Consider the following 26,773-nt stretch of genomic DNA (forward strand, 5'->3'; position numbering starts at 1 on the left):
ACTTAAGTTTTTGAAAATCTTTTATTTTCTCTCTTATTTGAACTTTTTTATACATATCGTTTTAAACTAATAAATTGAAATAAAGCTTTTATGACTTTTGTGGTTAGAAAAAAAAATAATTAAATAGATTTTCTTTCATGTAATAAACCCTTTCCCCCGGTTGTCATATACATATTGAAAAATAGTATATGAAAAACTGGTCTTTTAAAAAATGGAACACCATACTGGGTTGGTTCCTTTTCGCTGTTGCACTTGTCACTTATCTTTCAACAATGGAGCATTCCCTGAGCTTCTGGGATTGCGGAGAATATATTTCTTCTGCGGTAAAACTTGAAGTGACCCATGCTCCGGGAGCCGCCTTATTCCAGATTATGGGAGCGGTGGCAAGTATTTTTGCGTTGGGGAACGAAGAGCATTATTCCCTTGTGATCAATGCGATGTCAGCAGTATTCAGTGCATTTACCATTTTGTTTCTGTTCTGGACGATTACCCATTTTTTAAGACGGCTTTTGAATAAGGATTTTGATGATATTACCAAATCTCAGGAAATTTCAATCCTGTTTGCCGGAGTCATCGGGGCTTTATGTTTTACTTTTTCAGATACATTCTGGTTTTCAGCGGTAGAAGGAGAGGTGTATGCAATGGCTTCACTGTTTATTGCGCTGCTGGTGTGGCTGATTACCAAATGGGAGAATGAATCTAAAGCTGCCGACAGTGAGAGATGGATCATTCTTATTTTCTTTGCCATAGGACTTTCTGTAGGCGTGCATATGATGTGTATGCTGGCTATTCCGGCCATATGTCTGGTATATTATGCCCGTAACTATACTTTTATATGGAAGAGTTTCATAGCTGCTAATCTGATTACATTAGGAATTCTTGCTTTTGTATTCAAGATTATTTTCCCTTTGGTGATGACCATGTTTGGGAAACTTGAAATTTTCTTTGTGAACGGGCTGGGACTTCCTTTCCATTCAGGGACAATTGTGGCATTTGTTCTTATGATTGCAATCAGTTATTTCCTGATTAAATATGCGAGGAAAACAAAAAGAAAAGTCTATCAGACGATCGTTTTATCCCTTGTGTATATGATGATTGGTTTCTCTTGCTGGCTGGTAATTCCCATCAGGGCAAACGCCAATCCACCGATGAACCTTAATGATCCGGATACAGCGATAGGAATGAGAGATTACTATAACAGGGTACAATATGGTGACTGGCCAACGATTTATGGACAAAACTATACTGCATTTCTCGACAGAAACGGTTTGGAAAAAGATGAGGACGGAAGTTACAAAAGAGAAGTGACAGGAGACATTTACGAAAAAGATGAAAAAACAGGAACCTACAGAAAAACCGGGGAACGATTCAATTATGTGTTTAATAAATCGCACATCAGCTTCATGCCAAGGATGTTCAATGAAGATAAAGAGGTTACCGCAAATTATATCGCCTTGTACGGTGCTCCTGATTTTACCTTCAATTATGATAATGAAGAGGTAGCAGACAATCCGGAGGCTAAAAGGATTTTTGATGAACTGAGAGCGAAATATGAAGGAGATTCCATTACCGCAGAAGATTACCTGAAAGTAAAACCCTATGATCTTATTAAGGTACAACGGCCTTCCTTTGCTCAGAATATGGAGTATTTCATCTCTTTCCAGAACGGATACTACTTTGTCCGGTATCTGATGTGGAATTTCGTAGGAAGACAGAACGATCTTGAGGGACATATGGAAAATACCAATGGCAACTGGATCTCAGGATTTTCCTTTATTGATAATGTTTTGCTGGGTGATCAGGATCATATGCCTGCTAAATTTAAAAATGAAAGTACCGTCAAATTTTTCTTTCTGCCATTGATTTTAGGACTTATCGGTTTCTTTTTTCAGCTGAACAGGGATTTCGGGCGATTTTATGCTATCCTGTCGCTGTTTGTTCTTACAAGTATGGGAATTGTCTTCTATACCGGGGTAAAGCCATTTGAAGTAAGAGAAAGAGACTATGCGATGGTAGGTTCATTCTATGCCTTTGCCATCTGGATTGGTCTGGGAGCAGGAGCTGTACTTTGGCTGATTCAGTCTAAACTTAAATCTAATGCAGTCAACATTATCTTGGGAGTCGTGTTGTTGGGAATTCCTTTTATGATGGGGTTCCAGAATTATACTTCACACGACAGGAGTAAAAAGACCGCAGCCCGTGATTATGCCTATTCATTCTTACGTTCGCTGCCTAAAGACGATATTCTTTTCATTTATGGTGATAATGATACTTTTCCCGTATGGGCAATTCAGGAGACAGAAAGATTCAGGGATGATGTGAAAACAGTCAATTTTACCCTTTTAGCCACTCCATGGAATATAGATCAGGTAAAAAGAAGAACATATAATGCCAAAGGAATTCCGGGAGAACTCACTCATGAAGAATACAGAGACGGTGTCAATGATCAGGTTTATCTGATGAAAAAAGAAGATTGGGAAGGCTTTTTCCAGATGTTGAAAGAACAGGGAGCACCAGACACTGCTTTTCAGGAGTTCAGAAAATATCTTACCCAGGATTCTCTGACGGTGAAGGATGCTATCAGATTCTTAAAACTTAAATCATCCGAAAAAGATGAATTGCTGAAGATGTACTTCGGGGAAAAGCAATATGAAAAATATAATATACTCCCGGTAAATAAATTTATACTTCCGGTAAATAAGGAAAATGCTGTAAAATCGGGGATTATCAATCAGGCTGATCTTTCTAAGACAGTAGATCAGATTATGATCAATTATGAAGCGAATACCCTTTACAAAAGCAATCTGATGATGTTGGATATGCTGGCTAATTTCGACTGGAAACGTCCCATTAATTTCTCATCAGGTGGAATGTATGAAAGTGAGAATATTTTTTACCTTGACGAATATCTGCAGTTTGATGGTTTCAGCTACAGACTTGTTCCTATTCACACGCCTCAGAGTCCGGATGGAGATAAAGGAAGGGTAGATGCCAATTCGCTTTATCAGGTGGTGAAAAACTTCAGATGGGGAAATTTTAAAGACCTCAGTATTTATTATAATGAAACGGCTACTTCCAATATTTTAAGCTACAGAATGTCGGTAAGCAGGGCTGTATCTGCACTTGTGGTAAGCGGCCAGAAAGCTAAAGCAGTAGAGCTGCTGGATCTTGTAGCGAAAGAAATTCCAGTGGAGAAATATAATGATCCACGGTCATTAAGCTCAATGGTAACAGGATATATTGTTGCAGGACAGGAGCAGAAAGGTCTTCAGCTGGCAGAAACCCTTAAGAAAGGAATATTTGAAGAATATGATTACTATCAAAATCTTTCTCCGGCATTTAAAGCAGCTGCCAGAAAGCAGATGAGGTCCAAACCAATGGAATATGCATTAGTTGTTTCAGCTGTTACAGAAGCTTACAAAACATTGGGGCAGAATGAAAAAGCACATGCCTATCTTCTAAAGTCAATTGAGCCGATTGATAAAAAATTCAGTGTTTTTATAAACGGACTGCTTCAAATGGGGAAAGAGAAAGCGATAAAAGAATCGGAAAATGTACGACAGATTGCTCCTTTTTACCAATATTTATTCAATGTTATGGAGCCTTTTGATTCTGCATATTCCAGGAAAAAGGAAATTGAAATTACCAATGCCATGATGAAAGCAACACAATAAATTATAGATAGAAAAGCCTTTAAATTCAATATTTAAAGGCTTTTTAATATAACATAAATAATAAAGTTAGGCCTATTTCCAGAATTCATCTTCATAGCCGTCTTTTTCTTCTGTATGAATATCATTCAGTTCTTTTCCGATTTTTTCCAGAGCAGGAACTTCCAATGTTTCTTCAAGATGGGGAAACCATTCACGTTCTTCAAAACGGATATGCTGTTCCAGAAGATCGGCAAAATCTGAGAAAAGATCAATGTTTTCTGAGGATGAAATTTGAGAAACAATATTCTGAATATGTCTGTGCTCTTTCCGTATGCGGAGCATATATTCATCTTCAAGATAAAGAAACAGAATTTCTTCTTCTTCCCTGAAATGTTTTTTCAGATGATGATTCCAGAAATACAGAATATAATCTCTGATCCGGGAAACGTCAATTTCTTTTTTCAGTCCCTGTCTTATTTTCCAGCTGCACAGAAGCCCGAAATGATGATCTTTGGAAAGCGGGATAATATTTTCATTTCGTTTCATGATTTTTTTGATTTAAGGTAATCAAACCTCATAAGTTGAATAACCATGAGGTTTGAATAAAGAATGCTAACGTTTTTCTTTCAACGACCAACCCAATTTAAGTCCGATGATGAATAGTACCAGAAGCAGCTCACCTGCAGCCAGTAAAATATCTCCCGGCACACGCATCCATCTGAGGAAGTGCATGATATCCGTCTGCATAAATTCCGCAGAACGGGCATACCAGTACCCTTCTTTTATAGAGGCTACCGACTGCATAATGCCTATAGGAAGAAGACTGATGGTTACCATGACCAGCAATCCGATATTGGTAAGCCAGAAAGCCCAGCCTATTAATTTGTCATTCCATTGTCTCTCAGGATAAAGTCCCCGTAATACAAACAGCATTAATCCGATTCCTAAAATTCCATATACTCCGAACAGGGCAGCATGACCATGAACAGCAGTGGTATTCAGCCCCTGAATATAGTAAAGCGCAATGGGAGGATTAATGGCAAATCCGAAGATTCCTGCACCCAGAAAGTTCCAGAAACACATCGCAATGAAGCAGTAGATTGGCCATTTATAAGCCTGAATCCATTTGGTTGATTTACTCAGCTGGTAATTTTGGTAGGCCTCGTAACCAATCAGGACAAGCGGTACAATTTCCAATGCACTGAAGGTAGCACCTAATGCCAGCACAGCTGTAGGAGTAGCACTGAAATAAAGGTGGTGGAATGTTCCTAAGATCCCTCCGGCAAGAAAAATAATTGTAGAAAACAATACCGAATTCGTAGCAGATTTCAATCTCAATAATCCTAATCGGGTGAATAAAAATGCTGCGACTACCGTTGCGAATACTTCAAAAAAGCCTTCTACCCAAAGGTGAACCACCCACCATCTCCAATATTCAGCAATGGCCATATGGGTTTGTCTTCCATACATTAATCCTGCCCCATAAAATAGCGCAATAGCTACGGCTGAAAGAGTAAACAGGGTCAGTAAATGACGATCTCCATCCTTACGTCTTAAAGCAGGCAGCAGGGCTCTCACCATTAAAACCAGCCATAAAATAAGGCCAATCAGCAGTAAAATCTGCCAGATTCTTCCCAGTTCCACATATTCATAACCCTGATGTCCCCAAAGGAAATTATCAACAAGGCCAAGCTTTTGCATGACGCCAAGCCATTGCCCGGTAAGAGATCCCAGAACAACGATCAGTAAAGCTCCGAATAAGATATTCACTCCCAGTTTCTGGTACTTCGGTTCATGTCCCGACACAGCCGGGGCAATATAAAGTCCTGTTGCCAGCCATGAGGTAGCAATCCAGAATATGGCAAGCTGTACATGCCAGCTTCTGGAAACTGACTGAGGTAAAAACTGATCCAGAGGAATACCATAAAATCCACTTCCTTCCACACCATAGTGAGCGGTAACGACTCCGGCAAGCATTTGAACCAAAATTAGTAAAGCAACTACCCATATGTATTTTAAAGTAGCTTTCATAGAAGGAGTAGGCTTCATATTTCGCAACGGATCTTCAAGGGGAAGGATTTCACTTACTTCTTCCTCTTTATTTCGGGCATGGTAAAACACCAGAAGACCTACAGCCCCCAACAGAAGTAATATGCTGAAACCTGACCATAAATGCAGTGAAGGGGGAGGAACGTTTCCTACCGATTCATCATGCGGCCAGTTGTTGGTATACGTCACATCATCTCCCGGTCTTTCCGTAATACAAACCCATGTGCTCCAGGCAAAGAAAGCATTCATTTGAGCCATTCTTCCGATATCTTTGATGGTATTCTCCGGGATTGCGTACTGATCCCGGAGTTTTGCCATAGAAGTATCATTCATAAATAATTTTGAATAATACTGAGCTAATTGTTTCTGTACTTCGGCCCGTTCGGGAGAGAAAACAATTTCATTATTGTTTTCATTAAAGGTGTTGGTACGAAGCTCTTTCTTCAGCAGTACCTTATATTTGGCCTGCTCATCATCCGGAAGGTCTTTATACACCTTACCATCTTTTTTGGCCAATTCATCAAGCAGCAGCACAGATTCCCTGTGAAGGTAATCCGCAGTCCAGTCCGGAGCAATATAAGCACCATGTCCCCAGATACTTCCTACCGTTTGCCCTCCAATAGACTGCCAGACATTCTGCCCGTCTTTTATATCCTGTTCGGTAGCGAGCACAGTTCCATCCGTGCTTACTACTTTATCAGGAATTGGGGGGATTTTTCTGTAAATTTCAGTTCCATAAAAGATAAGAACAGCAAACGAAGCAACCATTACTACAGCAAGCCATATCCAAAGTTTTTTAGGTGTCATTCTGTATTAGTTTTTAAGATTCAACGGCAAATTCTTTCTCCAGTCGGATAGCTTTTGGGAAAAGGATATTATTTTCAAGATGAATGTGTTTATGCAAGTCATTTTCAAAATCCTGAAGCATGGCAAATGCTACTTTGTATGTGTTGCAGGCATCTGCGGGAGGAAGATATTCATCCGTAATTTCGGCAATCTTTCTGAAACGTTCACCTTCCACTGTATGCTCGTGCTGCATCATATTAACAGGGTTTTCTACTGTTCCGAAAGCAGGTTGGGGGAGCGCTGTGCCTGATATTTTAGCCTTCATCATATTTCGTACAAAAGGAAACAGGATCAGTTCTTCTTTTTTCATGTGAGCGGCCAGATCGTGAGCCGATTCATTGAATAATGTATTAATTTCAAACAGCTCCGGATGTCTGTCTCCATGTACTTTACATAATTTATCAAGGAAAGCTTGCAGCACAGGCGTTTTTTCTTCTACATAACGATGATGGGTTTTCTCAATATAATCTGCCAGCAAATCCAAAGGCCAGCTATTGAAATCTATTGCAGATCCTTCATTTTTTGGAAGCGCTTCCAGTTCCTCATAAATTTTTTCCGGAGCCAATTTTTTATTACTGCAGGCTTCTTCTATGGTTCTTCCTCCTTTACAGCAGAAATCGATTCCATGTCTTTTAAAAATTGCTGCCGTTCTGAAATCTTCAGCAACCATATTTCCTATAAAGTCTGTTCTTGTATTCATAATATAATACTTTTTTATCTTTTATTATTTTAAATTTTTTAAAACCTATTTCTTAAGTGACAGAATGTATTTTACCATCAGCTTGGCGTTATCTTTGCTCAATCCTGCATGAGGAGTCATGGGAATTTCTCCCCAATTACCTTTACCGCCGTCAATAATTTTCTGTGCAAGCATATCAAGATCTGCTTCTTTGTACTTTGCTGCAACTTCCTGATATGCGGGGCCTACAAGTTTTGAATCGATTTTATGACACGATAAACAGTCTGTTCCTTCCACCAGGGATTTTCCTTCAGCAATTTCTGCATCAGCTCCTGAAAGTGGTGTGGATGCCGGAGTTGCAGCCTGGGGTTTTGGTTCTTCCAGCATTGTATTGGTTTCCTGCGGCTGAGGAATGGGATCTGTACCTTTTTTATCTGAACATGATGTTACAGCAAGTGAAAACAGTGAAACTGCTACAAGTAATTTTTTCATAATCTTATCCATTTAAAGTTGTATTTGTTTTTTTATTTCGCTCACAATAGCTTCGTAATCACTATCGAGACCTTCTTTTTGAAAAGCAAGAGTTCCCTTTTTTGAATACACTGTAATGATGTTGGAGTGGGAGAATTCTATAGGAGATATCTGCTTGTATTTTACAGCCATTATATTGGCCAGTTCTCTGGTATCTTCTTCATTACCCCGGATGAAAGTCCATTCTTTTTCATCGAATCGGTTTACATACAGGTATCTCTTCATTACTTTTGGAGTATCATTTTCCGGATCAATGGAAATTAATACATACTGAATATCCTCTGGATTTGTTTTTCCTACTTTCTGGGCGATCGTTCTCATTTCCGCGGTCAGTTTTGGGCAGGCCGTTTTACAGGAAGTGAAAATCATTGCAGTCACCAGTACTTTTCCTTTCAGATCCGAGAATGTAATATTCTCACCATTCTGTTTCTCCCAGTTTGTCTGTACATTGTAGATAGAATCAGGGGTTATCCCTTCATTTTTCTTGCTGCAGGATATCATCATCAAAGCCAGCAGCATGAGGGTTATATTTTTCATAAGGGTCAATTTTTGTTTTTAGCACATCTGAATCCGAGATTATTAAGGCAGTAATCTGCTTTTATACTTCCCCTTAATGCATACCGGATAAAGGCTGCATAATTTCTTAGATCAGAAGAAGTTACTGCTGCTCCGGCACAGAAGAGGTTGTCATTCACCGTATTATCTTTTCTGGATTCTCCACTCATCATTACCGAATTGAAATCATAAGTCCATTCCCAAACCATTCCATACATATTATAAATTCCGTAATAATTGGGTGATTCCTGTTTTATAGGTTGTTGGTTTTTATCCTTTTTTTGATAAGCTTTCAGAATATAATCTGTAAAAGCGGGATCCCTGGAGGCATCCGGAGTATATTGATCTGCCAGTGCCGCATATTCCCATTCGTCGATTGCCGGAAGTCTTTTTCCTGTACTTTTAGCATAGGCTTCAGCGGCAAACCATGAAATATTGGTGACAGGTGCTTCCGGGCTTATTCCTGCCGGGATTTCATAATCACTTTTCCAATGTTTAAGGTAATTACTGTCTGCATAGAGTCTTAGTACTTTGCTTCGTGTCCATTGAGGATTTGCTTTAAGAAACTCAAGATATTCCCGGTTCGTAACAGGGCTGTCATCCAGGTAAAAAGTCTGTACTCTTACAATCCTTCCTGAATCTTTGCCTATGAATGCCTTATATGTTCCTCCCTGTATTCTGATCATTTTTTTCTGACTTACAATCAGGTTTAAATGTTTTTGGGCTGGAATTTTTATTTTCGCTCTTTTCGTCTTTTCGGAACAACATGTCATTACTGAACAGACTGCCAGACCTACTATAATTACAAAAGTTCTCATTGTTTCTCTTTTAAAATCCCAATGAACCTTAATTCATTACTGGTTCTTTTTATACACTGCCGGATTGTCTGGTCCGGTTACTTTAATCTTACCTAGAGCACCTTTGTTGAATGCCCTGAAAATTGCATGATCTACAATCACATATTCTCCGGGAACTGTCGCTTTAAACTCTACAATAGACGCCCCGCCGGGAGGAATTACAGTGGTCTGTACATTATCATTTATTTTGCTGCCTCCTTCGATGTATACTTTGTCAAAGATTTCCCCGATAATATGGAAAGAAGAGGTAAGATTCGGGCCGCCGTTCCCTACAAAAAACCTTACTGTTTCCCCTGTTTTTACCTGAAGTTCTTTATCGCCTAAAAGAGAGGCTGTATTTCCATTGAAGACTACATATTCAGGATGCTCAGCAATCGCTTTATCCATGTCAAACTCCTGCAAACCTTTATCTCCGAATTTTCCTTTCGTGTAAAAATCTCCCTGCATGATATAGAATTCCTTGTCTACTTTTGGAAGTCCGCCTTCAGGCTCTATAAGAATAAGACCGTACATTCCGTTGGCAATATGCATTCCTACAGGTGCTGTTGCACAATGGTAGACATATAATCCGGGGTTGAGTGCTTTGAAAGTAAAGACAGCTTCTTTACCGGGAGCCACAAAAGTAGCTTCAGCACCACCGCCAGGTCCGTTTACAGCATGAAGGTCAATATTATGGGGGAAGGTATTATTTTCATGGTTTTTAAGATGAAGTTTAATATCATCTCCAACTCTTGCCCGGATAAAGCTTCCGGGAACTGTTCCGTTGAAAGTCCAGAAATTATACTGTGTCCCATCTGCAAGTTCTCCCGTTTTCTCTATCGTTTCCAGTTTTACAATGATTTTTTTAGCAGCACGGGTTCCAACAGGGGCGGGAACATGAGGTGGAGCTGGCATCTTTAATTCTTCACTTGTTCCATCCGTTTTTATATTCTCCGTATTGGTACCATTGACTGTATCGGATGAAGTGCTTTGTTTACAGGCATTGAATATCATTACTGTGCATAATGCTGTGGTGAGTACGATCGTTTTTTTCATAATAAGGGAATTAATAGTTTAAATTTTTCTGTTGGAGTAAATATTGTGCAGAGTTGCTTCAGTATTCATTTTTTTGTTTTATAAATTGTAAGCTGATGGCTATACACAGAAATATTGCTTTGGCAGATTCAGCATAGATGAAATAATTATGCATTTCTGACGATAAAACCGGTTTTCCAGCTGATAACAACTGGGCCCGGTTATCAAGGGCAGGGAGCATCCAGAATTTTTCTAACAGCAGGATGGCTAATAAAACGGCTATTATTATAAAGTCTGTTTTCGTGTATTTTTTTCTGCTTACGAACATTCCTGCTACAATAAGAATAAGGAAAACACATTGTATTTTAGTGGATATTCCGAACATCATCATTCCCAGCTCAAGGGCTACAGGAAGTGTCATTCCCGGAACCTGAAACTTCATGGGGGTTTCCAGAAAACTGACCGTGATAAAAACACCTGCCATCAGGCAAAGCATCATTAGCACCAATGGGTTTTTAGCATTCAGTTTCATTTTTATTATTATTTGAGATATTAATACCTTTTTATCTTTTATTAAATTGTTTTCTGAGAAAATTTTGTTAAATAATCGATAAATATTTAGTCTTTTAATTTTAAAAATAGGAACCAGATACTTATATCATGAGCAGGGATATCTTTATCCTGAACTGCTGATGAACTGTAATTTTTACCGGTTTTTGAAGGTGCTTTCTTCTCCTTTTCTTATACAAATATAAAATCTATTTTAAGGATAAAAGAGTGAATTGTTTTTTATTTGTTCTGACTTTTATCACCTTATTTTCACTTTCAAAATTTATTCTTTTGTTGCGATAATCACCACAGCACACATGTTTTGTTCATGTTTTTTGAATATCTTTTTCATTTTGAGCACTCTCTTTCTGATGGAAGGATTGAGTAATATATTTTTAGCAATTTTAATGGCTCCGGAAACCCCTTCGTCATCAATAATTCTTTGAGGTTCCAGAAGATGCATGGGTGCAGTTTCTACTTTCAGTACTTTAAATCCTTCTTTTTCCAATAATGCGGTCCACTCAGAAACGGTTAGCGGACGTGCATTCACCTTGATAGCCAAAGCCAGTTCCTTCTGAATATGCAGTTTTACATTACTGTCGAGATTCTCCGGTCTTAAAGCCAGTTCATGAATTGCATAATATCCTTTAGGTTTCAGGATTCTGTAGGCTTCCTGAATAATTTCTGCTTTCCGGTGATCTGCATGCATGCTCAGCATCGCTTCTCCATAGACTTTACTGGCCGATTGTTCAGGTAAAGAACTCTCTGCTGCATTTCCCAGTTTAAATTGGGCTGATATCCCTCCAAATTCCCTGTTAAGATACTCTACGGCACTTTGTTCCGCATCAATTCCTATATAAGAACCAGGTTTTTTTTCCAATGTCATGTGCGCGGTGAATCCAAGACCGGGAGCAAATTCCACCATATCATCAGCAGAGGTGATGTCCAGCATTGATAACATTTTTTTGGTCAGCGCAAGACCTCCGGGACGCAACACTTTTTTACCGATTTTAGCCAGTAACCAGTGTCCGGACATTTTCTCAATATTTTCTGTATACATTAGATTGTTATTTAATAAGTTAATTAAATTATAAGACCCCATTTTTTTGAATTTATTTAATATATAAAGACTTTTTTGTCTTTTATTTATTTAAATTTTTTTACACCTTCAGATGGGTTAGTTTTAAATCCAGGTTATCAACAAAAGCCTGAATTTTTGAAGTTTCAAGCATGATACGAAGATCTTGTCTGATGCTTTTAAACTGCTCATGCAAAGGGCAGGGATGTATTTCTGAGCATTGCTCCAGACCAAGTCCACAACCGGAGAAAAGCTTATCACCATCAATTTCCCTTACAATATCAGCAATGGAAGTATTCAGGTTTTTCTGATCCATATAAAAACCTCCATTCGGGCCTTTGGCAGATTGTACAAATCCTTTTCTGCTCAGGTCCTGCAAAATTTTGGCGATAAAGTGTTCCGGCGAATGAATGCTTTTTGAAATGTCTTTAATCCCGACCCTGCTGCCATTTTTAGACTGCTGGGCGATGTAGATCAAAGCTCTTAAGGCATATTCACAGGTTTTTGAAAACATTTTTCTGAGTTTTATGATACAAAGATAGAAAGATATTTTTAATAAAAGATAAATTACTCTTTTATTTTTTTAAAGCTGACGAAGGTCATAAATAAACTGGCTATCCGATGGAACTTTGAGTCGTTTTATTACTCTTTCTCAAGTCTGAAGGTCTGGATTGTGTAAATTCGCGAAAAGTATCACTAAAGGCGCTAATGGAACTGTAGCCTACATCATCAGCAATTTCATTGATAGGCTTGTCTGTATTTAAAAGTAATTCAATGGCTTTGATGATTCTTAATGTTTTCAGGTATTGAAGAAAAGAAATATCCATATCTGCTTTGAAAAGTCGGGACATAGAGCGTTCACTCAGGCCAAATCTGGTGCTTACATTGGCCAAAGTAAGTTTTTCGCTGATATTCCATTCCAGATAAGATACAATTTTCATCATTTGTTTGTTGTGAGTGGCAGGAAGAATGATGGGTAACGGCTGTTGATGGGTTTTGGGCAGTATTTTTTTTAAAGCGACCAGAAATTCAAAATTTTCGTCTTTTGCAGTAACATGTTTTTCATCCCATATTTCAGTATACTTGATCATCTGAATCAGCAGTTCTGATGCCGGATATATTCCCAGTCTGCTGTAGAAGGGATCTGAGAGGTCATCATGAGCATAGAAATAAAGAGAACGAAGAACTGTAGCAGAGTGTCCGATCTCTAAAATATGTTCCATTCCCTGCGGAATCCAGAAGAAATGCCGGGCCGGAACCACATACGTCCTGTTGCTGATCGTAATATAGGCAATACCACCTTCCACATAGCTCAGCTGTCCTTTCGTATGCTTGTGGAAAGGAATCAGTTTTTCCGATTTCTCGTGCATAACAAATACACTTTTGTCGTCTTTATCAATATCAGGAAGTGCAGCAATTAATCCCATAAAAAAATATAAAATACCAATGAGAATGCAAATATAATCATTTGGCCGGAATCATGTAAAAGTTGACTATTTTAGATAAATATAATTTCCGGATTGAGGATAAATTTGCAGTGCAATAATTCAAAAATTCAAATGAAAATTTATGTCGCCGGATTGCTGATGCTGGGAATTTCCTACACAATATCAGCTCAGACAGGCAGTTCAACAAAGGATACCCTACGACTCTCCTTAAAAGATGCATGGCAAAAAGCTGAAGAAAACAGCCGTCATATCAGAATCAATACCATCAATGTAGACATTGCGGAAGCTGAAGTAAAAGATGCAAAAAGAGAACGGCTTCCGGAAATAGAAGTTAAAGGTTCTGCAGAAAAAGCGTCCAACATTCCCATCTATGAAAACGGAATCTTTTCCAAACCAACCCAGCATGAAGTCATTCACACGCTTTACCGGGCGGGAGCAGATTTTTATCTGAACATTTATAACGGAAACAAGCTGAATCTTAAGATTAAGGAAAATCAGACTCTTCAGAAAATTAAGGATATCCAGAAAGAGCAGTCTGTTTCTGATATTCATTATAAAACTGCAGCGCTTTATCTTGAACTCCAGAAAGCTTTAATTTTCAGAAACCTTATACAGCAAGATATTGCCGATCAGAAGACACAGCTTAAAGAAATTCAGGCCCTTTATAAAAACGGAGTCGTTTTAAAAAGTGATGTTTTAAGGATTGAGCTTGAACTTTCAAAACGGAAGATGGCTTTAGTAACTATAGAAAATGATATTCTCATTGCTACACAAAAGCTGAACATTATCCTGGGTATTCCTGATGAGCAGATTGTTATTCCTGAAGCACCATTTAATCAATGGAATGAAAATACTCCTTACAATGACTATTTGAAACTGGCGCTGGATCACTCTTTCAGTTATCATGTCTCTGAACAGCAGACAGAACTGAGTAAGATAAAACTGAAGCAGGTAAAAGCCAATGTAAGACCTAAAATCGGGATGTATGGTGAATTCTACTATGCCAATCCGCAGATTTTTCTTTATCCCTACAATCCTTATTGGTATTCATTGGGAATAGTTGGAGTCAAGGCATCTTTTTCCATTTCTTCTCTTTATCATAATACCCATAAAGTAAAAGCCGCACAGTTGGAATTTGAAAAAGAAGAGGAGGTACACAAGGATACAGAAGATAAAGTAAGACAACAGGTGAAAGAAGCTTATCTGAGGTATCAGGAAGCTCTTGAGCAGATAAAGGTAGCGGAAGCCAATGTCATTCAGGCCAAAGAGAATGCACGTATTATTAAGAATACTTACTTCAGCCAGACTTCTCTTATTACAGAACTGCTGGATGCAGATATACAGCTTCTTCAGACAAAATTTGAACTGGAAGCAGCAAAAATTATGGCACAGAACAATTATTATTTACTACAAAACATTACAGGCGTTTTATAATACAATGAAAAAAAAATATACTCCCACGGACAGGTTGATCACAAAGATCACAGGATGGATTTCAGTCTTAATCGTTGCCGCACTTGCCATATGGGGCGGTTTTACTCTAAAGAACTATTATGCATATGAACAGACCAATGATGCACAGGTTCAGGAATATGTGAACCCTATTATTTCAAGAGCCGGAGGCTTTATCGTAGCTGTGAAATTTGAAGAAAATCAGGAAGTTAAAAAAGGGGATACGCTTCTGATTATAGATAACCGTGAATATATCCTTCAGCAAAAACAGACTCAGGCAGCTCTTCAGAAAGCCCGTGCCCAGCTGAAAGTATTGGAAAGCAACACAGGTACCACAGAAAAAGAAGCTGCAGCAGCAATGGCTCAGATAGATGCCAATAAAGCAAAAGTATGGAAGCAGCAGCTTGATTATAACAGATATAAAAAACTCTATGATGAAGAATCTGCCACAAAACAGCGGCTTGAAGATGTAAAAGCAACGTTGGATGTCAATGAAAGTGATTACAAATCTTCTCAGGATAATTATGCAGCTTCAAAATCAAAAATAAATGATATTCAGGCAGAAAAAACAGTTGTACTGGCAGAAATTGTAAGACTGGAAGCACTGCTGGACCGTCATAAACTTGATGTCAGCTATACCGCAGTTACTGCTGCTTATGACGGAAGAATGGGGAGAAGAACTGTTGAAGTTGGGCAGATGATTGATGCCGGAGAAACGTTGGCATTTATTGTCAATAATGAAACAGATAAATGGGTGGTTGCGAATTATAAGGAAACACAGATCAAGGATATGCATATCGGGGATCATGTGAAAATTGTAGCAGATTCTTATCCTGACAGGGAATTTAAAGGAACTATCATTTCGCTTTCCCCGGCTACCGGATCAAGTTTTTCATTACTGCCACCGGATAATTCTACCGGGAACTATGTGAAGATTGTACAGCGTATTCCTGTGAGAATAAAAGTAGATGGAACAAGAAAAGATATTGATGTGCTGAAAGTGGGAATGAATGTGAATGTATATGCCGACAAAAAACATTCTAATGGCTAAAAGACAAATGCCCTTTTTCAAAAAATGGGCACCGGAATGGCTGATCAAGATCATTCTCTTTTCGATGACTCTTCCGGGAATCATTATATTTTTTCTTCCTTTAGCTAATGTGAATGCAGCAGCGGGATATTATGGGAGCGAACCAGCGGATATTCAGTTTTCTGTAGCACTGTTTTATGCAGGATATGTAGGATTTTACAGTTTGGAAAGAAGATTTTTTAGCTTTCTGGCTGCAAAGGAATATTTTCTTCTGTTTACCACACTGCAGATTTTGGCCTGCCTCGTATGTTATTTTACCCGTGAAATTTATATCCTGTTTCCGGTGCGTTTCATGCAGGGAATGTTATTTGCAGGAAATGTGAATCTTTCGCTTACCCTGATTTTTACGAGGCTGAGCAGTGAAAGAGGAAGGGAGATTAGTTTTTCAGTGTTCTTCGGAATTCTGATCTGTGCGCTGCCGTTTAATAATCTGATCACTGCGGATCTTATTGATTCCTATAATTTTAATATTGTCTATAAAACGGCAATATTCTCTTACCTGCCGGGACTTATTTTCCTCACTCTTGCCATGAGCAATTACAGAACCCATGCGAGATTTCATCTGTATAAGCTGGATTGGCAGAGCTTCGGGCTGTTCAGTACGATCCTGGTACTGGTAGGATATATTACCATTTTTGGACAGGAATATTACTGGCTGGAAGATAACCGGATTCTGGGTAGTGTCATAGGAATTGTTGTTTTGGGAGGGATATCCATTTTCCGCCAGCAGGCCATTAAAAGACCCTATATTGATCTTCGGATTTTTAAATACAGAAACTTTAAAGTAGGGTTGCTGATCCTTTTTGTGATGTATATCTGTCGGTTTGCCTCAGGAATTGTCAACAATTATTTTGCTTCGGAACTGCATCTGGATCCGTTTCATATTTCCTATATCAATATTTTCAATCTTGCAGGGTTGGTTGCAGGGGTAATTATTGCCTGCTGTATGGTTTTGCAAAAGAAAAATATAAGGTATATCTGGGGCTTTGGATTTCTAATGCTTTTGATCTTTCATGGATTAATGTATTACTCTTTTGATGTTCAGGCTGATGAGTTTAATTATTATATTCCGTTGTTTCTCCAGGGATTGGGGGTAGGATTGATTATGGTTCCGACTATTATTTTTATTATTTCTTCAGTTCCTGCTATTATTGGTCCTTCAGCTGCTGCAACGGCTCTGGCAGTCCGATATCTGGGATTTTGCATCAGTATAGCACTGATCAATTTTTTTGAATTGTTTGAAAAAAGTCGCCATTATAATGCTTTTCAGGATCATTTAAGTGCTGTGGATTCGGCAGTCAAAAATTTTCTTCATCAGCAGACAGCTAAACTTATTTCCAGAGGGATGCCTGAAGACAAGGCGGTAAAAGCGGCCAATAAGCTGCTGGTAGGAAGAATGAATGTTCAGGATCATGTCCGTTTTGCTATGGATTATTATGAAATGATGATGTGGCTGCTTGCGGCTTCACTGTTATTGATTTTTCTTTTTCCCTATCTGAATCGTACAGCTCTTTATTTGAAATCACGAAGACTGTCACCAGCTTAGGTGAAATTTTTAATGATTTGGAAAGTATAGCTAGTTAAGCTAATTTTATAGTAGAGTGCTGAGACTGTCTTATAAATAAGGCAGTCTCTTTTGTTATGACAGAAAAAGTAAACGTATTTTGGCCGGAACTGTATGTTTTTTGTCATTGCAGACAAGGCACTTTCTCGCTACATTTGTACTCATACAGAATGAGATATGAAGAAAGAAGAACAGCATACCGGAAAGAAAAATATAGTGCTTTTAGCATTACCACAGGTACAGCTGCTTGATATTGCCGGACCGTGGGATGTTTTTACATCAGCAAACCGCTTTCTGAACAGCGAAAGTAAGGATTCGGGTTATCATGTTCATTTGGTATCCGGCACATCAGAAAAGATAATATATTCCGGTTCTGGAATGCCGTTGTCATGCAGTCACACCATTTATGATATCGACTTTCCTATAGATACTTTACTCGTAGCTGGTACCAACTTGAGTGTGCTGGACGAAATCAGTCCCGATGTCTATCTTTATCTTCAAAATATAACACCACAAGTAAGGCGGATGGGATCAGTATGTGTGGGAGCATTTGTACTTGCCAAAGCAGGCCTTCTGGATGGCCGGCAAGTCACTACCCATTGGAAATTTGCAGATATACTGCAGAAATCTTACCCAAAGTTAGAAGTCAATGTTAATCCATTTTTTATTTGTGACAAACCCATCTATACTTCTGGAGGTGTTTCTTCAGGAATGGATCTTGCGTTGGCACTCTTAGAGGAGGATTTTGGTAAAGCTTTGGCAGCAGAAGTTGCCTGCCATCTTGTTCTGCATTTAAAAAGACCCGGAATGCAGTCTCAGTTTGGAAATGCATTGCCGGAATATGAAACGATGTCTCCCTTTACAAAGCAGGTTCGAGATCTGTTGAAAGACAAACTCGGAGAGATGGTAACCGTAGAATTCATTGCTGACTCTCTGAATATGAGTGTCCGCAATTTTTCGAGGGTATTTGTAAAAGAATCAGGATTAACTCCTGGCCGGTTTCTGGAAAAAATGAGGCTGGATCAGGCCAGGAATCTGCTGGAATATACTGATATGAGTATAGAGATCATTGCTGATAAGTGTGGCTTTAGCAGTGTTGTTTCGCTGCGTCGTTTATTCATTAAAAATATTTCTCTTACCCCGGCACAATACCGGAAAACATTTAAGCGCATAGAATAATCATTTTTCCCTTGCTTACAATAAAACTGATGATCATCAATTGTCAGTAAGGAAGAGCTATGCCTTTATTCTCAAAATAATCATCTTAAAAATAACAGAATTATGAAACACGTACAAAACAGTAAAACAATGAATGTAGCGTTTTTAGTCTATGATCAGGTAGAAGTACTTGATTTAAATGGTCCTTTGGATGTTTTTGTCAAAGCAAATGTCATACAGCCCAACAGTTATTATTGCTTTACAGTCGGAAAAATAAAAGAAGCCATATACACCGAAGCAAATACGATGGCTGTTATTCCTACCTATGACTTACAGACGTGTCCAAAGCCGGATATCATTGTCATTCCCGGCGCAAACCCTGACCATATTATGAAATATATTCAGGATAAGGATTTTCGGGAAACTGTGCTGAAATGGATTAAAAATCAGTACGACACCGGAACTGTTGTATTTACTGTATGCACGGGAAGTATGCTGCTATCGGGGACGGGTATACTTGCTGGTCATAATATCACAACTCATAGTATGCTGTTAGACGTTTTGGAACAGCACAATCCTGAAGCTAATGTCATCCGGAACGTACGTTATATTGATCAGGAACAGCTGATAACAACTGCAGGAATTACAGCCGGAATTGATGCTGCTCTCTATCTTATTGGAAAGCATCTGGGCCAGGAAACCGTTGATACTATCGTTAAGCTTTTTGAATACCAGAATAGTAAAGCTGATGTTTCAATGTAAAAGAATTTGATTAATCATTTTTGCCGACTGTAATGAGCCGGCAATTTTTTTTAAAAGAGGGTTTAATTAATATCGGAAGCTGAATAGTTTAATACAAAGAGGAATAAGACCTATGGAAACAATAACATAAATAGCTACCCGAATATAGTTAAGGCTTTTCCAAAGTGAGATTCTGGATAATATTTCTTCTGAAACAGAAGAGGATGTTGCCAGGTTTTGAAACTGTATAATGTTTGGTGCGAAAAAGGCTAATGTCCAGACTCTTACTGCTGCATGAATGATGAATAAAGCCAGAAGCCAGTTCCTTACCGGATCAATTTTCCAGCAAAAAAAGAGGGCAAGAATGAAGGCAATTTCGTGAAGGGAATGAAGGATAATCCAAAAAAACTGCAGACTTGTTCCTTTTCCGTTCTGAAGCAGCTTAAAGGTGTCGGGTTGGGAAGAAGCCCATTTAGGCACAAATACAAGAGTTTCGAAAATCTGTGCACCATTCATAAGGAAGTAAAGCAATGTCGTAATGCAAAGCCATATTTCTGCACGGGTAATTGAAGTGACGGTTAAACTTTCCATGGGTTTATTATGGTTTTATGGGTTGTTTAAATGATCTGCTGTTTCTTTCATAAGGAGGGTCGCTTCCCTGAAATACCGTTCAATAGATTCTATTTCCTTTTGAGAAAAAGCAGCAATGAGGCTAAGTGTTTTTTTCTGCAGCTCATCGAAAATAGGTCCCAATAATTTCATACTATTCTCAACATTTGGAATGATGACTACCTTTCTTCGGTCTTCCCGGATAAATTGTCTTTTAAGAAGGTCTTTTTTCTCCAGACGATCTATCAACCCCGTCACAGCACCGGTAGTAAGACCTGTTAACTTTGATATTTCACCGGCTGTGATAGATTCATACTGCAAAATAAGTCCCAGATACTTGTGATCAGCACTGGAAAGACCTGCTTTTCTGGCAATAGCTTCGTGCATAAAAATAGAAGCATCAGAATAGGCTCTGCTGGCCTCACGAAAAAGAGATATAGTATCTTTAGTCATTAATTTAATTATTTAATAATTATCTTAGTTGCTAAGATATGTTTTATTTTTGACTTAGCAAAATATATTTTATGTCCAAAAAACCGGTTCATCCGGAGATTCCTGTTGTTCCTAAGATTGTATTGGAAAAAAAATAATTATCGTAATTAATTTATAAACAGGTGTTTGACTTTTTGGGTGTAAATTTTATTGTAAAAAAGCATAGAAAAATTTGGAATTAAAGACTGTTTTTCTATCTTTGCAGTCCCTTAAACAAAGGGATTTACTTGAAAAAGTAAGTGGCCGACTCGGTAGCTCAGCTGGTAGAGCAATACACTTTTAATGTATGGGTCCTGGGTTCGAATCCCAGCCGGGTCACTAGTAAAATGGATTGCTTAATTGAGCAATCCATTTTTAGTTTAATTATATTTCTTATTCATTTTATAATATTTGAAATTCAAATGATCTGATCTGCGATAGAACATGAAATTTTTGTCTCTGATTTTGTAAAAGTTAGCAGTATTTGGATCATAAAATGTTTGGGAAGTATTGTAAATAAAGAAAAAGTTTCTATCTTTGCAGTCCCTTAAACAAAGGGATTTACTTGAAAAAGTAAGTGACCGACTCGGTAGCTCAGCTGGTAGAGCAATACACTTTTAATGTATGGGTCCTGGGTTCGAATCCCAGCCGGGTCACTTAAAAGAGACAACTATTATTAGTTGTCTCTTTTTAATTTGTCTGAATTTCTGGGACACTTATAATTGCACTATTAATAATACTCAAAGAAACTCCTGTAATTATTTCCGGTCGGGAATTTATTTTAAATATTTAGCTCAATTAGATGTAATAAATTAGGGTTATAGTTGTCTTATAATAAATACCTGCTAATCACAATTATCCGTTTTATGAAGTACAAAACAATTTTTATTTTGCTGTTTATTATATTGGCTATGATTAATGCTAATGCTCAAAAGATATTATCTCAAAATCTCAGGAGTAAAGATGAAGTCTATGATATTCAGGACAGCATTATGATCAGAACGCGTGATGGAGCTCTGCTCTCCGCTATTGTTGTTCGTAAGAAAAGTGATACAAAACCTAAACCTGTTATACTGCAATTTACCATTTATGTTCGTGATAAAGACAGGGATTTACAATCACTTAAAGATGCTGCAGATCGCGATTATATTGGTGTAATTGCTTATACAAGAGGTAAAAGATACAGCCCCAATGAAATATACCCATATGAGACCGATGGAAACGACACTTACGATGTTATTGACTGGATTAGTAAACAATCATGGTGTAATGGGAGTGTCGGAATGTACGGAGGAAGCTATAATGGGTTTACACAGTGGGCTGCAACCAAGAAAGTTCATCCTGCACTGAAAACAATTGTTCCCTATGTCGCTAACCGGCCGGGAATGGGATTGCCTATGGAAAATAACATTTTCATCAATCCAAATTATGAATGGTCTTTTTATGTTAGTAATAACAAATACCTGGATACAGAAACCGGCAATAATAGAAACCGGTTCAGAGCTATGATGTTTAAATGGTGGGAAAGTGGTGCAGCCTATAAGAAAATGGACAGTATTGATGGAACACCTAACAGATTGTTTCAACGCTGGATAAGTCATCCTGATTTCGACGATTACTGGCAACAGATGGCTCCGTATAAAGAAGATTTTGCTCAGATAAGAATTCCGGTTTTGGCTTTTGATGGGTATTATAATGACTCCCAAAATTCAAGCCTATACTATTTACGGGAACTTAACAAATACAGTCCGGATACCCCGGTATATCTGGTGATAGGACCTTATGGACATTTTGGAACTCAGGTGGGAGGTGAAGAGATGATCAATGGATATAAAATAGATCCTGTGGCCCGCTTTAATATCAAAGAATATACTTACCAATGGTTTAATTTCATATTAAAAGGTGATAAGAAACCTGATTTTTTAAGAGATAAAATTAATTACCAGGTTATGGGTACTGACCAATGGCGCAGCGCACCTTCTTTAGATGCTATGCACAATACATATCTGAAGTTGTATTTGAGCAAAAACAAGTCGGGCAAATTCTATTCTTTAAGCTCTAACCAATCGAAAAACTCAGAATACTTTACCCAAGAAGTTGATTTTTCCGACCGAAAGAGCAGCAATAACGATTATTATCCGGATCCAATTGTTCGAGACAATATTGATGATAATGGTTTTGTCTTTGTTACTGAACCCTTTAAAGAGCCTTTTCTTATCAATGGCTCCTTTCTTGGGCAAATCAATTTAATCTGTAATAAAAAGGATCTTGATATAGGTCTCACATTATATGAAGTTACTGCTGAGGGTAAATATTTTCACTTGTCTTATTATATTGGTCGCGCAAGTTATGCAAAAGATCCTACCAAGCGCACTCTATTGACACCCGGAAAAAAAGAAACCATACCCTTTTCCAATACCCACCTGATAAGTAAGCAACTCCAAAAAGGAAGCAGGGTGGCAATTGTACTTAATGTTAATAAAAATGCTTTTTCCCAACTTAATTATGGCACAGGTAAAGAGGTCAGTGAAGAAACAATTCTTGATGCCGGGGAACCTTTAAACATTAAATGGTTTAATGACAGTTTCATTGAAATCCCTATTTTAAAATAGAAACTTTTTCTTGTGATCCCTTGTAATCTTTTGAAATAGGATAGTAGTCTAACTTAACAGTCGTAATCAATCAATGAAGAATTCTTTTTCTAACAAGCTTTATGAATTGGCTATATGTTTTTCATGTACCCTACAGGAAGCTTTCAGTTTATCAATAAAATAGGAGGGAGTTACACCATGTTCATTTTTAAAGGCGGTTACAAAAACCTTGTGGGTGACAAATCCACTTTCTTCAACGAGATAACTTATTTTATATTCTCTGTATTGGGGTTCATTATAGAGTTTGTGGACAACGTAGTTGATCCGTAATCCGTTGATGTAGTTTGAGAAATTTTTACCCCGGTGGATTTTGATAATTTCCGAAAGGTATTTAGTATTGGTGTTGAGGTTATTAGCGAGCCATGTAAGACTAACTTCTTTTTTCAGATATTTTTCTGAGGTTTCAAATTTCTCTAGTTTCTGAAGTAAGGCCTTTACAGTTTCGTCCGGTATAATAACAGAAGATTTGACCTCATTATTTGATGTCACCAGGTTGTTTTCTTCTTTCTTATTTTTTAATTTAGAAACCAGTTCCTCATATTTTTTTTGATGAATTTTGCTTTTTCTTCTCCAAAAAATGAAGATAATAATTGCAACTATCAATGCCAAAATGCATGTGATAGCCCATTGCTTTTTAGAATTTTCCTGATGTTCCTTATCTACTTGCTTAACCATCTTTTTCACAGTAGCATCTGTAGTGTTTTTTTCCATAAAACGAATACTGTCTTTAAGAGTAGTATACTTATCCATGTAAAACTTCGCTTTTTCCTTATTCCCTAATCCCAGATAATCAGAAGCTAGAATCTCATAAGAATCAACCTTGTTGTATGGATTGGGAAATTGTTTCTGCAGGTTAAGGGCTTGATTTCCGTATTGGATAGATTTATGGTATTCTTTCTTTTCCATATACAGCCAGCTGTATTGATTTAGTAGCATCGTTTTTTCTGTCTGCTCAATATCATACTCTTTATTTTCGTAAACAGTAGACGCTGCCAATAGATGCTCTTCAGCCTTATTAAGATTTCCTTTTACAGTAGGTTCCTCTAGACAATATATTGCTATTCTTATGTTGATAAAGGCAATAGCTCTGTATTTTTTCTTTTTGGATATCCCTTTACCATTATCAGTTACTTTTTTATTAGCTTCAAGGCTTTTATTAAGAAAGTATAATATGGAATCCTTATGTTTTTTTTCTCCATATCGTTTTGAATTACTGTAATATGCGGTCATATTTTCATAATAGGTTCCTCGAAAATAGTATCTTTTATTTTCATTGCTGATATCTTCAGTGTAATGTATTGCTGTTTTCAAATCTTTAAGACCTGCATCGTCAAGACCAAGTGTAAAGAAAGTCAGAGCACTCTTTCCATATATCTGAGACAGTATACCTGCAGTATCTTTTTTATTTTTAGCTATTTTTTTTAGCTCATCTCCTAAATTGAGTACATGTTCATTCTTACTTTCTCTAGAATATACCGTCATTAATGCACTTCCTGCAGTCAGAATTCCGAATTGGAAACCTATTTTTTTAGACTCATTAAGTAATCGGAGATATTCTTTTTCTCTGTAGTCATCTTTTTCATTTCTATTGACTTTTCTAATTTGTTTCATAATAGCGAGTTCGGAAGGATTGCTTTGTGCAGAAGCAAATTGAAAAGAAAAAAGAATAAGAAAAAAATTAAGTAATTTCTTCATGATAATAATGAGGGTTGTTAATTCAGGCAATTGTTTTTATGATAGTAATTTACTATTTGCATGCAAATTTAGAGTATAAATTCTGTAAATGTCCCTATTTCCACGTATGCATATTGGAAAACACATTTTGCCATGTAGAAATTAAGTTCTGGCTATAATGCGTTGAAAATCAGTAATTGTAATTTGTAAAATAAAAATTGAATATAGAAATAGTATAGAATAATTCGGAAAGCACCAAGTATAACCTTTGTTGGGGGAGGTATGTTCATCCTAATATTGTCATTGCTTATTGAATGGTCTTTTATTAAAATATCTCAAACTAATTTTAATTTATTAATACAAATGAAAAAACAAATTACCCTTTTAGGAACATTATTAATTTCCTCTATCGTATTTTCACAAGTGGGCATCAATACAGATGCTCCGAAGTCCACTTTAGACGTGGTAGGAAAAGCAGCTGACACCAGTTCATTGGACGGTATCATTGCCCCTAGAATTACAGGCAATCAACTAAGAGCTAAAGTATATACTACAGATCAGACGGGTGTGTTGGTATATGTAACAGCTGCAGATACAGCACCTTCAGGGCAGACTGTAGACGTTATCTCAATTGGATACTATTATTTCAATGGAATCAAATGGAAGAGTACGGGAAGTGATATTAATATTTACAAAGCAAACGGTTCATTGGCAGGAACACGAACACTTTCCCTAAATAGTAATGTCTTAAACTTTACAGGTACCGATCAAAAAACTTTTTGGAGCGCGGATGGAAGTATTAACCAAAATAATTTGTTATCCTCATCTGGTTTAGCTTCTATGGCTTTTTATGGAGGTAATAATGCCAATTTATATATTCAGCAGTTCAGAAGTGGAACATCACAGATTATAGCAAGTGGAAGTAATACGAATCTTCTCATAGGTACAGGAGGTACAGATGCACCTTCTTATATCCGTTTTGATACTTCTGCGGGAAGTGGAGCAGTTGGAACAGGAAAAATGTTCATTAGCTCTGTTGGTAATGTAGGGATTGGAAATAATAATACCTCAACAGAAAAGCTTGATGTTATAGAAGGTACAACAAGGATTAGACAGCTCCCATTTAACGGTGCTAGCAATGCTATTAATACAACACCAGGAGGTACGGCTTCAACAAATCAAGATCAGACATTCACAGCAACCAGAACCGTAGTAGCTGATGCCAATGGGGTTTTAGGCTATGTAACAGGACTTCCGACTACAGGTGGCGGAACTGCTCCGTCAGGATCTATTAATGTGGGTGAAACAATTTCGCAGGTATATTCTATCCCAGCATCAACTACGAACGTCAATACATTTAATCTGAACACCTATATTATGGCCAATAGCTTACCTGTATTACCGGTACTTGATGGTTTACGGATAGATATACAGGGAGTGAACGGATCTTACTATGATCCAAGGATTTATAACGTTTCCGGTAATACTCAGTTAATAAGCTATCAGTCATTTGCAACGCAGGTCAATGAGAACGAAACTTCACTCAATAATTCTGTAGCAACAGGAGGTTATGTACAAGTGGATAGTAATAATATTGTATACTGGATGACTTCAGCGGCAGAAGTTGAAACAACGAATGTACAGGTTCAGATAGATGCAAGCACATATAGATGGTATGAGTTCAAATGGTGGTGCATGGAAATAGGTACGGGGCCTGCGGCTACCAAGAAAATTTTCTTGTCCATCACTCGTAAGGCATAATGTCAAACAGGAGATTTCTTACGTATAGCCTTGTAATTGCTGGAAGTCAATATTCTCTCAACATTGAAATCAATATCCTGAGATTCGAGGATGCTTATGTGGATGTAAATAAAGCAATGATTCTTCCCAAAATAGCTAGTCCACACCTCAACATTGTCAACCCTGCCGCTGGCATGATGTATATGATACCACAAAAAAACAGCTGGCCATTTATAACGGAACTGTGTGGAGCTTTTGGAAACCATAAAAGGATTGATAAAAAACAGTAAACAGGTAATGTAAAAGTAGAAGGAGCCTGGTTGTATTCGATGGGCTCCAACTGGAACTACTGGAAATGATTTTT

The 26,773-nt window shown here is 37.7% G+C and carries 22 protein-coding genes, 2 tRNA genes and 1 pseudogene; 11 read left to right on the forward strand and 14 right to left on the reverse strand.

From position 1 onward, the window contains the following. The first annotated feature begins 188 nt into the window (after positions 1–188). Positions 189–3,674: a glycosyltransferase family 117 protein gene (locus ACTJIP_RS09165; RefSeq protein ID WP_440704463.1), complete on the forward strand. Its 3,486-nt coding sequence runs from the start codon at positions 189–191 to the stop codon at positions 3,672–3,674. A 72-nt stretch (positions 3,675–3,746) separates the two neighbouring features. Here ACTJIP_RS09165 and ACTJIP_RS09170 read toward each other — a convergent pair whose 3' ends face one another. The 11 genes and pseudogenes from ACTJIP_RS09170 to ACTJIP_RS09220 form a co-directional block, all read right to left on the reverse strand. Next, on the reverse strand, positions 3,747–4,199 hold the full coding sequence (locus ACTJIP_RS09170) for a hemerythrin domain-containing protein (protein WP_428168137.1): 453 nt from the start codon (positions 4,197–4,199) through the stop codon (positions 3,747–3,749). A 66-nt stretch (positions 4,200–4,265) separates the two neighbouring features. Beyond that, on the reverse strand, positions 4,266–6,509 hold the full coding sequence (locus ACTJIP_RS09175) for a nitric-oxide reductase large subunit (protein WP_077414752.1): 2,244 nt from the start codon (positions 6,507–6,509) through the stop codon (positions 4,266–4,268). A gap of 13 nt (positions 6,510–6,522) precedes the next feature. Continuing rightward, on the reverse strand, positions 6,523–7,248 hold the full coding sequence (gene ric / locus ACTJIP_RS09180) for an iron-sulfur cluster repair di-iron protein (RefSeq protein WP_219072496.1): 726 nt from the start codon (positions 7,246–7,248) through the stop codon (positions 6,523–6,525). A 45-nt stretch (positions 7,249–7,293) separates the two neighbouring features. Continuing rightward, a complete protein-coding gene (locus tag ACTJIP_RS09185) occupies positions 7,294–7,719 on the reverse strand; it encodes a c-type cytochrome (protein WP_077415858.1) in 426 nt (141 codons plus the stop codon). Positions 7,720–7,731: 12 nt separating this feature from the next. Next, complete coding sequence (locus ACTJIP_RS09190; RefSeq protein ID WP_077414748.1) at positions 7,732–8,295, reverse strand: SCO family protein; 564 nt, start codon at positions 8,293–8,295, stop codon at positions 7,732–7,734. Between the two features lie 5 nt (positions 8,296–8,300). Continuing rightward, positions 8,301–9,131, reverse strand: coding sequence for a formylglycine-generating enzyme family protein (locus ACTJIP_RS09195; RefSeq protein ID WP_440704464.1), 831 nt, complete (start codon positions 9,129–9,131; stop codon positions 8,301–8,303). Positions 9,132–9,170: 39 nt separating this feature from the next. Further along, positions 9,171–10,205, reverse strand: a pseudogene (nirK, locus tag ACTJIP_RS09200) (copper-containing nitrite reductase); the annotation flags it as partial. Positions 10,206–10,263: 58 nt separating this feature from the next. Further along, entirely contained in the window at positions 10,264–10,716 is a 453-nt protein-coding gene (locus ACTJIP_RS09205; RefSeq protein WP_180565636.1) for a hypothetical protein, read from the reverse strand. Between the two features lie 300 nt (positions 10,717–11,016). Then, the gene (locus tag ACTJIP_RS09210; RefSeq protein ID WP_180565637.1) at positions 11,017–11,793 is read right to left on the reverse strand and encodes a class I SAM-dependent methyltransferase; all 777 of its coding nucleotides are present in this window, start codon (positions 11,791–11,793) and stop codon (positions 11,017–11,019) included. Between the two features lie 100 nt (positions 11,794–11,893). Further along, complete coding sequence (locus tag ACTJIP_RS09215; protein ID WP_047384164.1) at positions 11,894–12,325, reverse strand: RrF2 family transcriptional regulator; 432 nt, start codon at positions 12,323–12,325, stop codon at positions 11,894–11,896. 100 nt (positions 12,326–12,425) lie between these two features. Further along, positions 12,426–13,238 (reverse strand): AraC family transcriptional regulator, encoded by an 813-nt coding sequence (locus tag ACTJIP_RS09220; protein WP_077414738.1) that lies wholly within the window; start codon positions 13,236–13,238, stop codon positions 12,426–12,428. Between the two features lie 132 nt (positions 13,239–13,370). Here ACTJIP_RS09220 and ACTJIP_RS09225 point away from each other — a divergent pair, with 132 nt between their 5' ends. The 5 genes from ACTJIP_RS09225 (at position 13,371) to ACTJIP_RS09245 (ending at position 19,285) form a co-directional block, all read left to right on the forward strand. Further along, entirely contained in the window at positions 13,371–14,693 is a 1,323-nt protein-coding gene (locus ACTJIP_RS09225; RefSeq protein ID WP_077414736.1) for a TolC family protein, read from the forward strand. Positions 14,694–14,697: 4 nt separating this feature from the next. Further along, positions 14,698–15,762 (forward strand): HlyD family secretion protein, encoded by a 1,065-nt coding sequence (locus tag ACTJIP_RS09230; RefSeq protein ID WP_077414734.1) that lies wholly within the window; start codon positions 14,698–14,700, stop codon positions 15,760–15,762. Beyond that, entirely contained in the window at positions 15,755–17,347 is a 1,593-nt protein-coding gene (locus ACTJIP_RS09235; protein ID WP_440704465.1) for a beta-carotene 15,15'-monooxygenase, read from the forward strand. The genes ACTJIP_RS09230 and ACTJIP_RS09235 overlap by 8 nt, the downstream gene beginning before the upstream one ends. Before the next feature lie 195 nt (positions 17,348–17,542). Continuing rightward, on the forward strand, positions 17,543–18,544 hold the full coding sequence (locus ACTJIP_RS09240; RefSeq protein WP_077414732.1) for a GlxA family transcriptional regulator: 1,002 nt from the start codon (positions 17,543–17,545) through the stop codon (positions 18,542–18,544). A gap of 102 nt (positions 18,545–18,646) precedes the next feature. Then, the gene (locus ACTJIP_RS09245) at positions 18,647–19,285 is read left to right on the forward strand and encodes a DJ-1/PfpI family protein (protein WP_077414730.1); all 639 of its coding nucleotides are present in this window, start codon (positions 18,647–18,649) and stop codon (positions 19,283–19,285) included. 66 nt (positions 19,286–19,351) lie between these two features. Here the strand turns inward: ACTJIP_RS09245 and ACTJIP_RS09250 are convergent, their stop codons facing one another. Both ACTJIP_RS09250 and ACTJIP_RS09255 read right to left on the reverse strand, forming a co-directional pair. Further along, entirely contained in the window at positions 19,352–19,855 is a 504-nt protein-coding gene (locus ACTJIP_RS09250; protein ID WP_440704466.1) for a transposase, read from the reverse strand. A 15-nt stretch (positions 19,856–19,870) separates the two neighbouring features. Then, on the reverse strand, positions 19,871–20,326 hold the full coding sequence (locus ACTJIP_RS09255) for a MarR family winged helix-turn-helix transcriptional regulator (protein ID WP_077414726.1): 456 nt from the start codon (positions 20,324–20,326) through the stop codon (positions 19,871–19,873). Between the two features lie 284 nt (positions 20,327–20,610). Between ACTJIP_RS09255 and ACTJIP_RS09260 the strand changes: the two genes are divergently transcribed. The 3 genes from ACTJIP_RS09260 (at position 20,611) to ACTJIP_RS09270 (ending at position 22,956) form a co-directional block, all read left to right on the forward strand. Beyond that, positions 20,611–20,683, forward strand: a tRNA-Lys gene (locus ACTJIP_RS09260). Positions 20,684–20,927: 244 nt separating this feature from the next. Beyond that, positions 20,928–21,000 (forward strand) — tRNA-Lys (locus tag ACTJIP_RS09265). 210 nt (positions 21,001–21,210) lie between these two features. After that, positions 21,211–22,956, forward strand: a complete 1,746-nt coding sequence (locus tag ACTJIP_RS09270) for a CocE/NonD family hydrolase (RefSeq protein ID WP_440704467.1) — start codon at positions 21,211–21,213, stop codon at positions 22,954–22,956. A gap of 99 nt (positions 22,957–23,055) precedes the next feature. Here ACTJIP_RS09270 and ACTJIP_RS09275 read toward each other — a convergent pair whose 3' ends face one another. Continuing rightward, positions 23,056–24,606 carry a helix-turn-helix domain-containing protein gene (locus tag ACTJIP_RS09275; protein WP_175627208.1) on the reverse strand — a complete coding sequence of 517 codons (1,551 nt, stop codon included), beginning with the start codon at positions 24,604–24,606 and terminating at the stop codon, positions 23,056–23,058. A 426-nt stretch (positions 24,607–25,032) separates the two neighbouring features. Here ACTJIP_RS09275 and ACTJIP_RS09280 point away from each other — a divergent pair, with 426 nt between their 5' ends. Then, a complete protein-coding gene (locus ACTJIP_RS09280; RefSeq protein WP_077414720.1) occupies positions 25,033–26,430 on the forward strand; it encodes a hypothetical protein in 1,398 nt (465 codons plus the stop codon). After that, complete coding sequence (locus ACTJIP_RS09285) at positions 26,430–26,699, forward strand: hypothetical protein (protein WP_175627202.1); 270 nt, start codon at positions 26,430–26,432, stop codon at positions 26,697–26,699. Before ACTJIP_RS09280 ends, ACTJIP_RS09285 begins: the two co-directional genes overlap by 1 nt. The last annotated feature ends 74 nt before the right edge of the window (positions 26,700–26,773 follow it).

This window comes from Chryseobacterium sp. 22543, assembly GCF_052044565.1.
GTDB lineage: Bacteria > Bacteroidota > Bacteroidia > Flavobacteriales > Weeksellaceae > Chryseobacterium.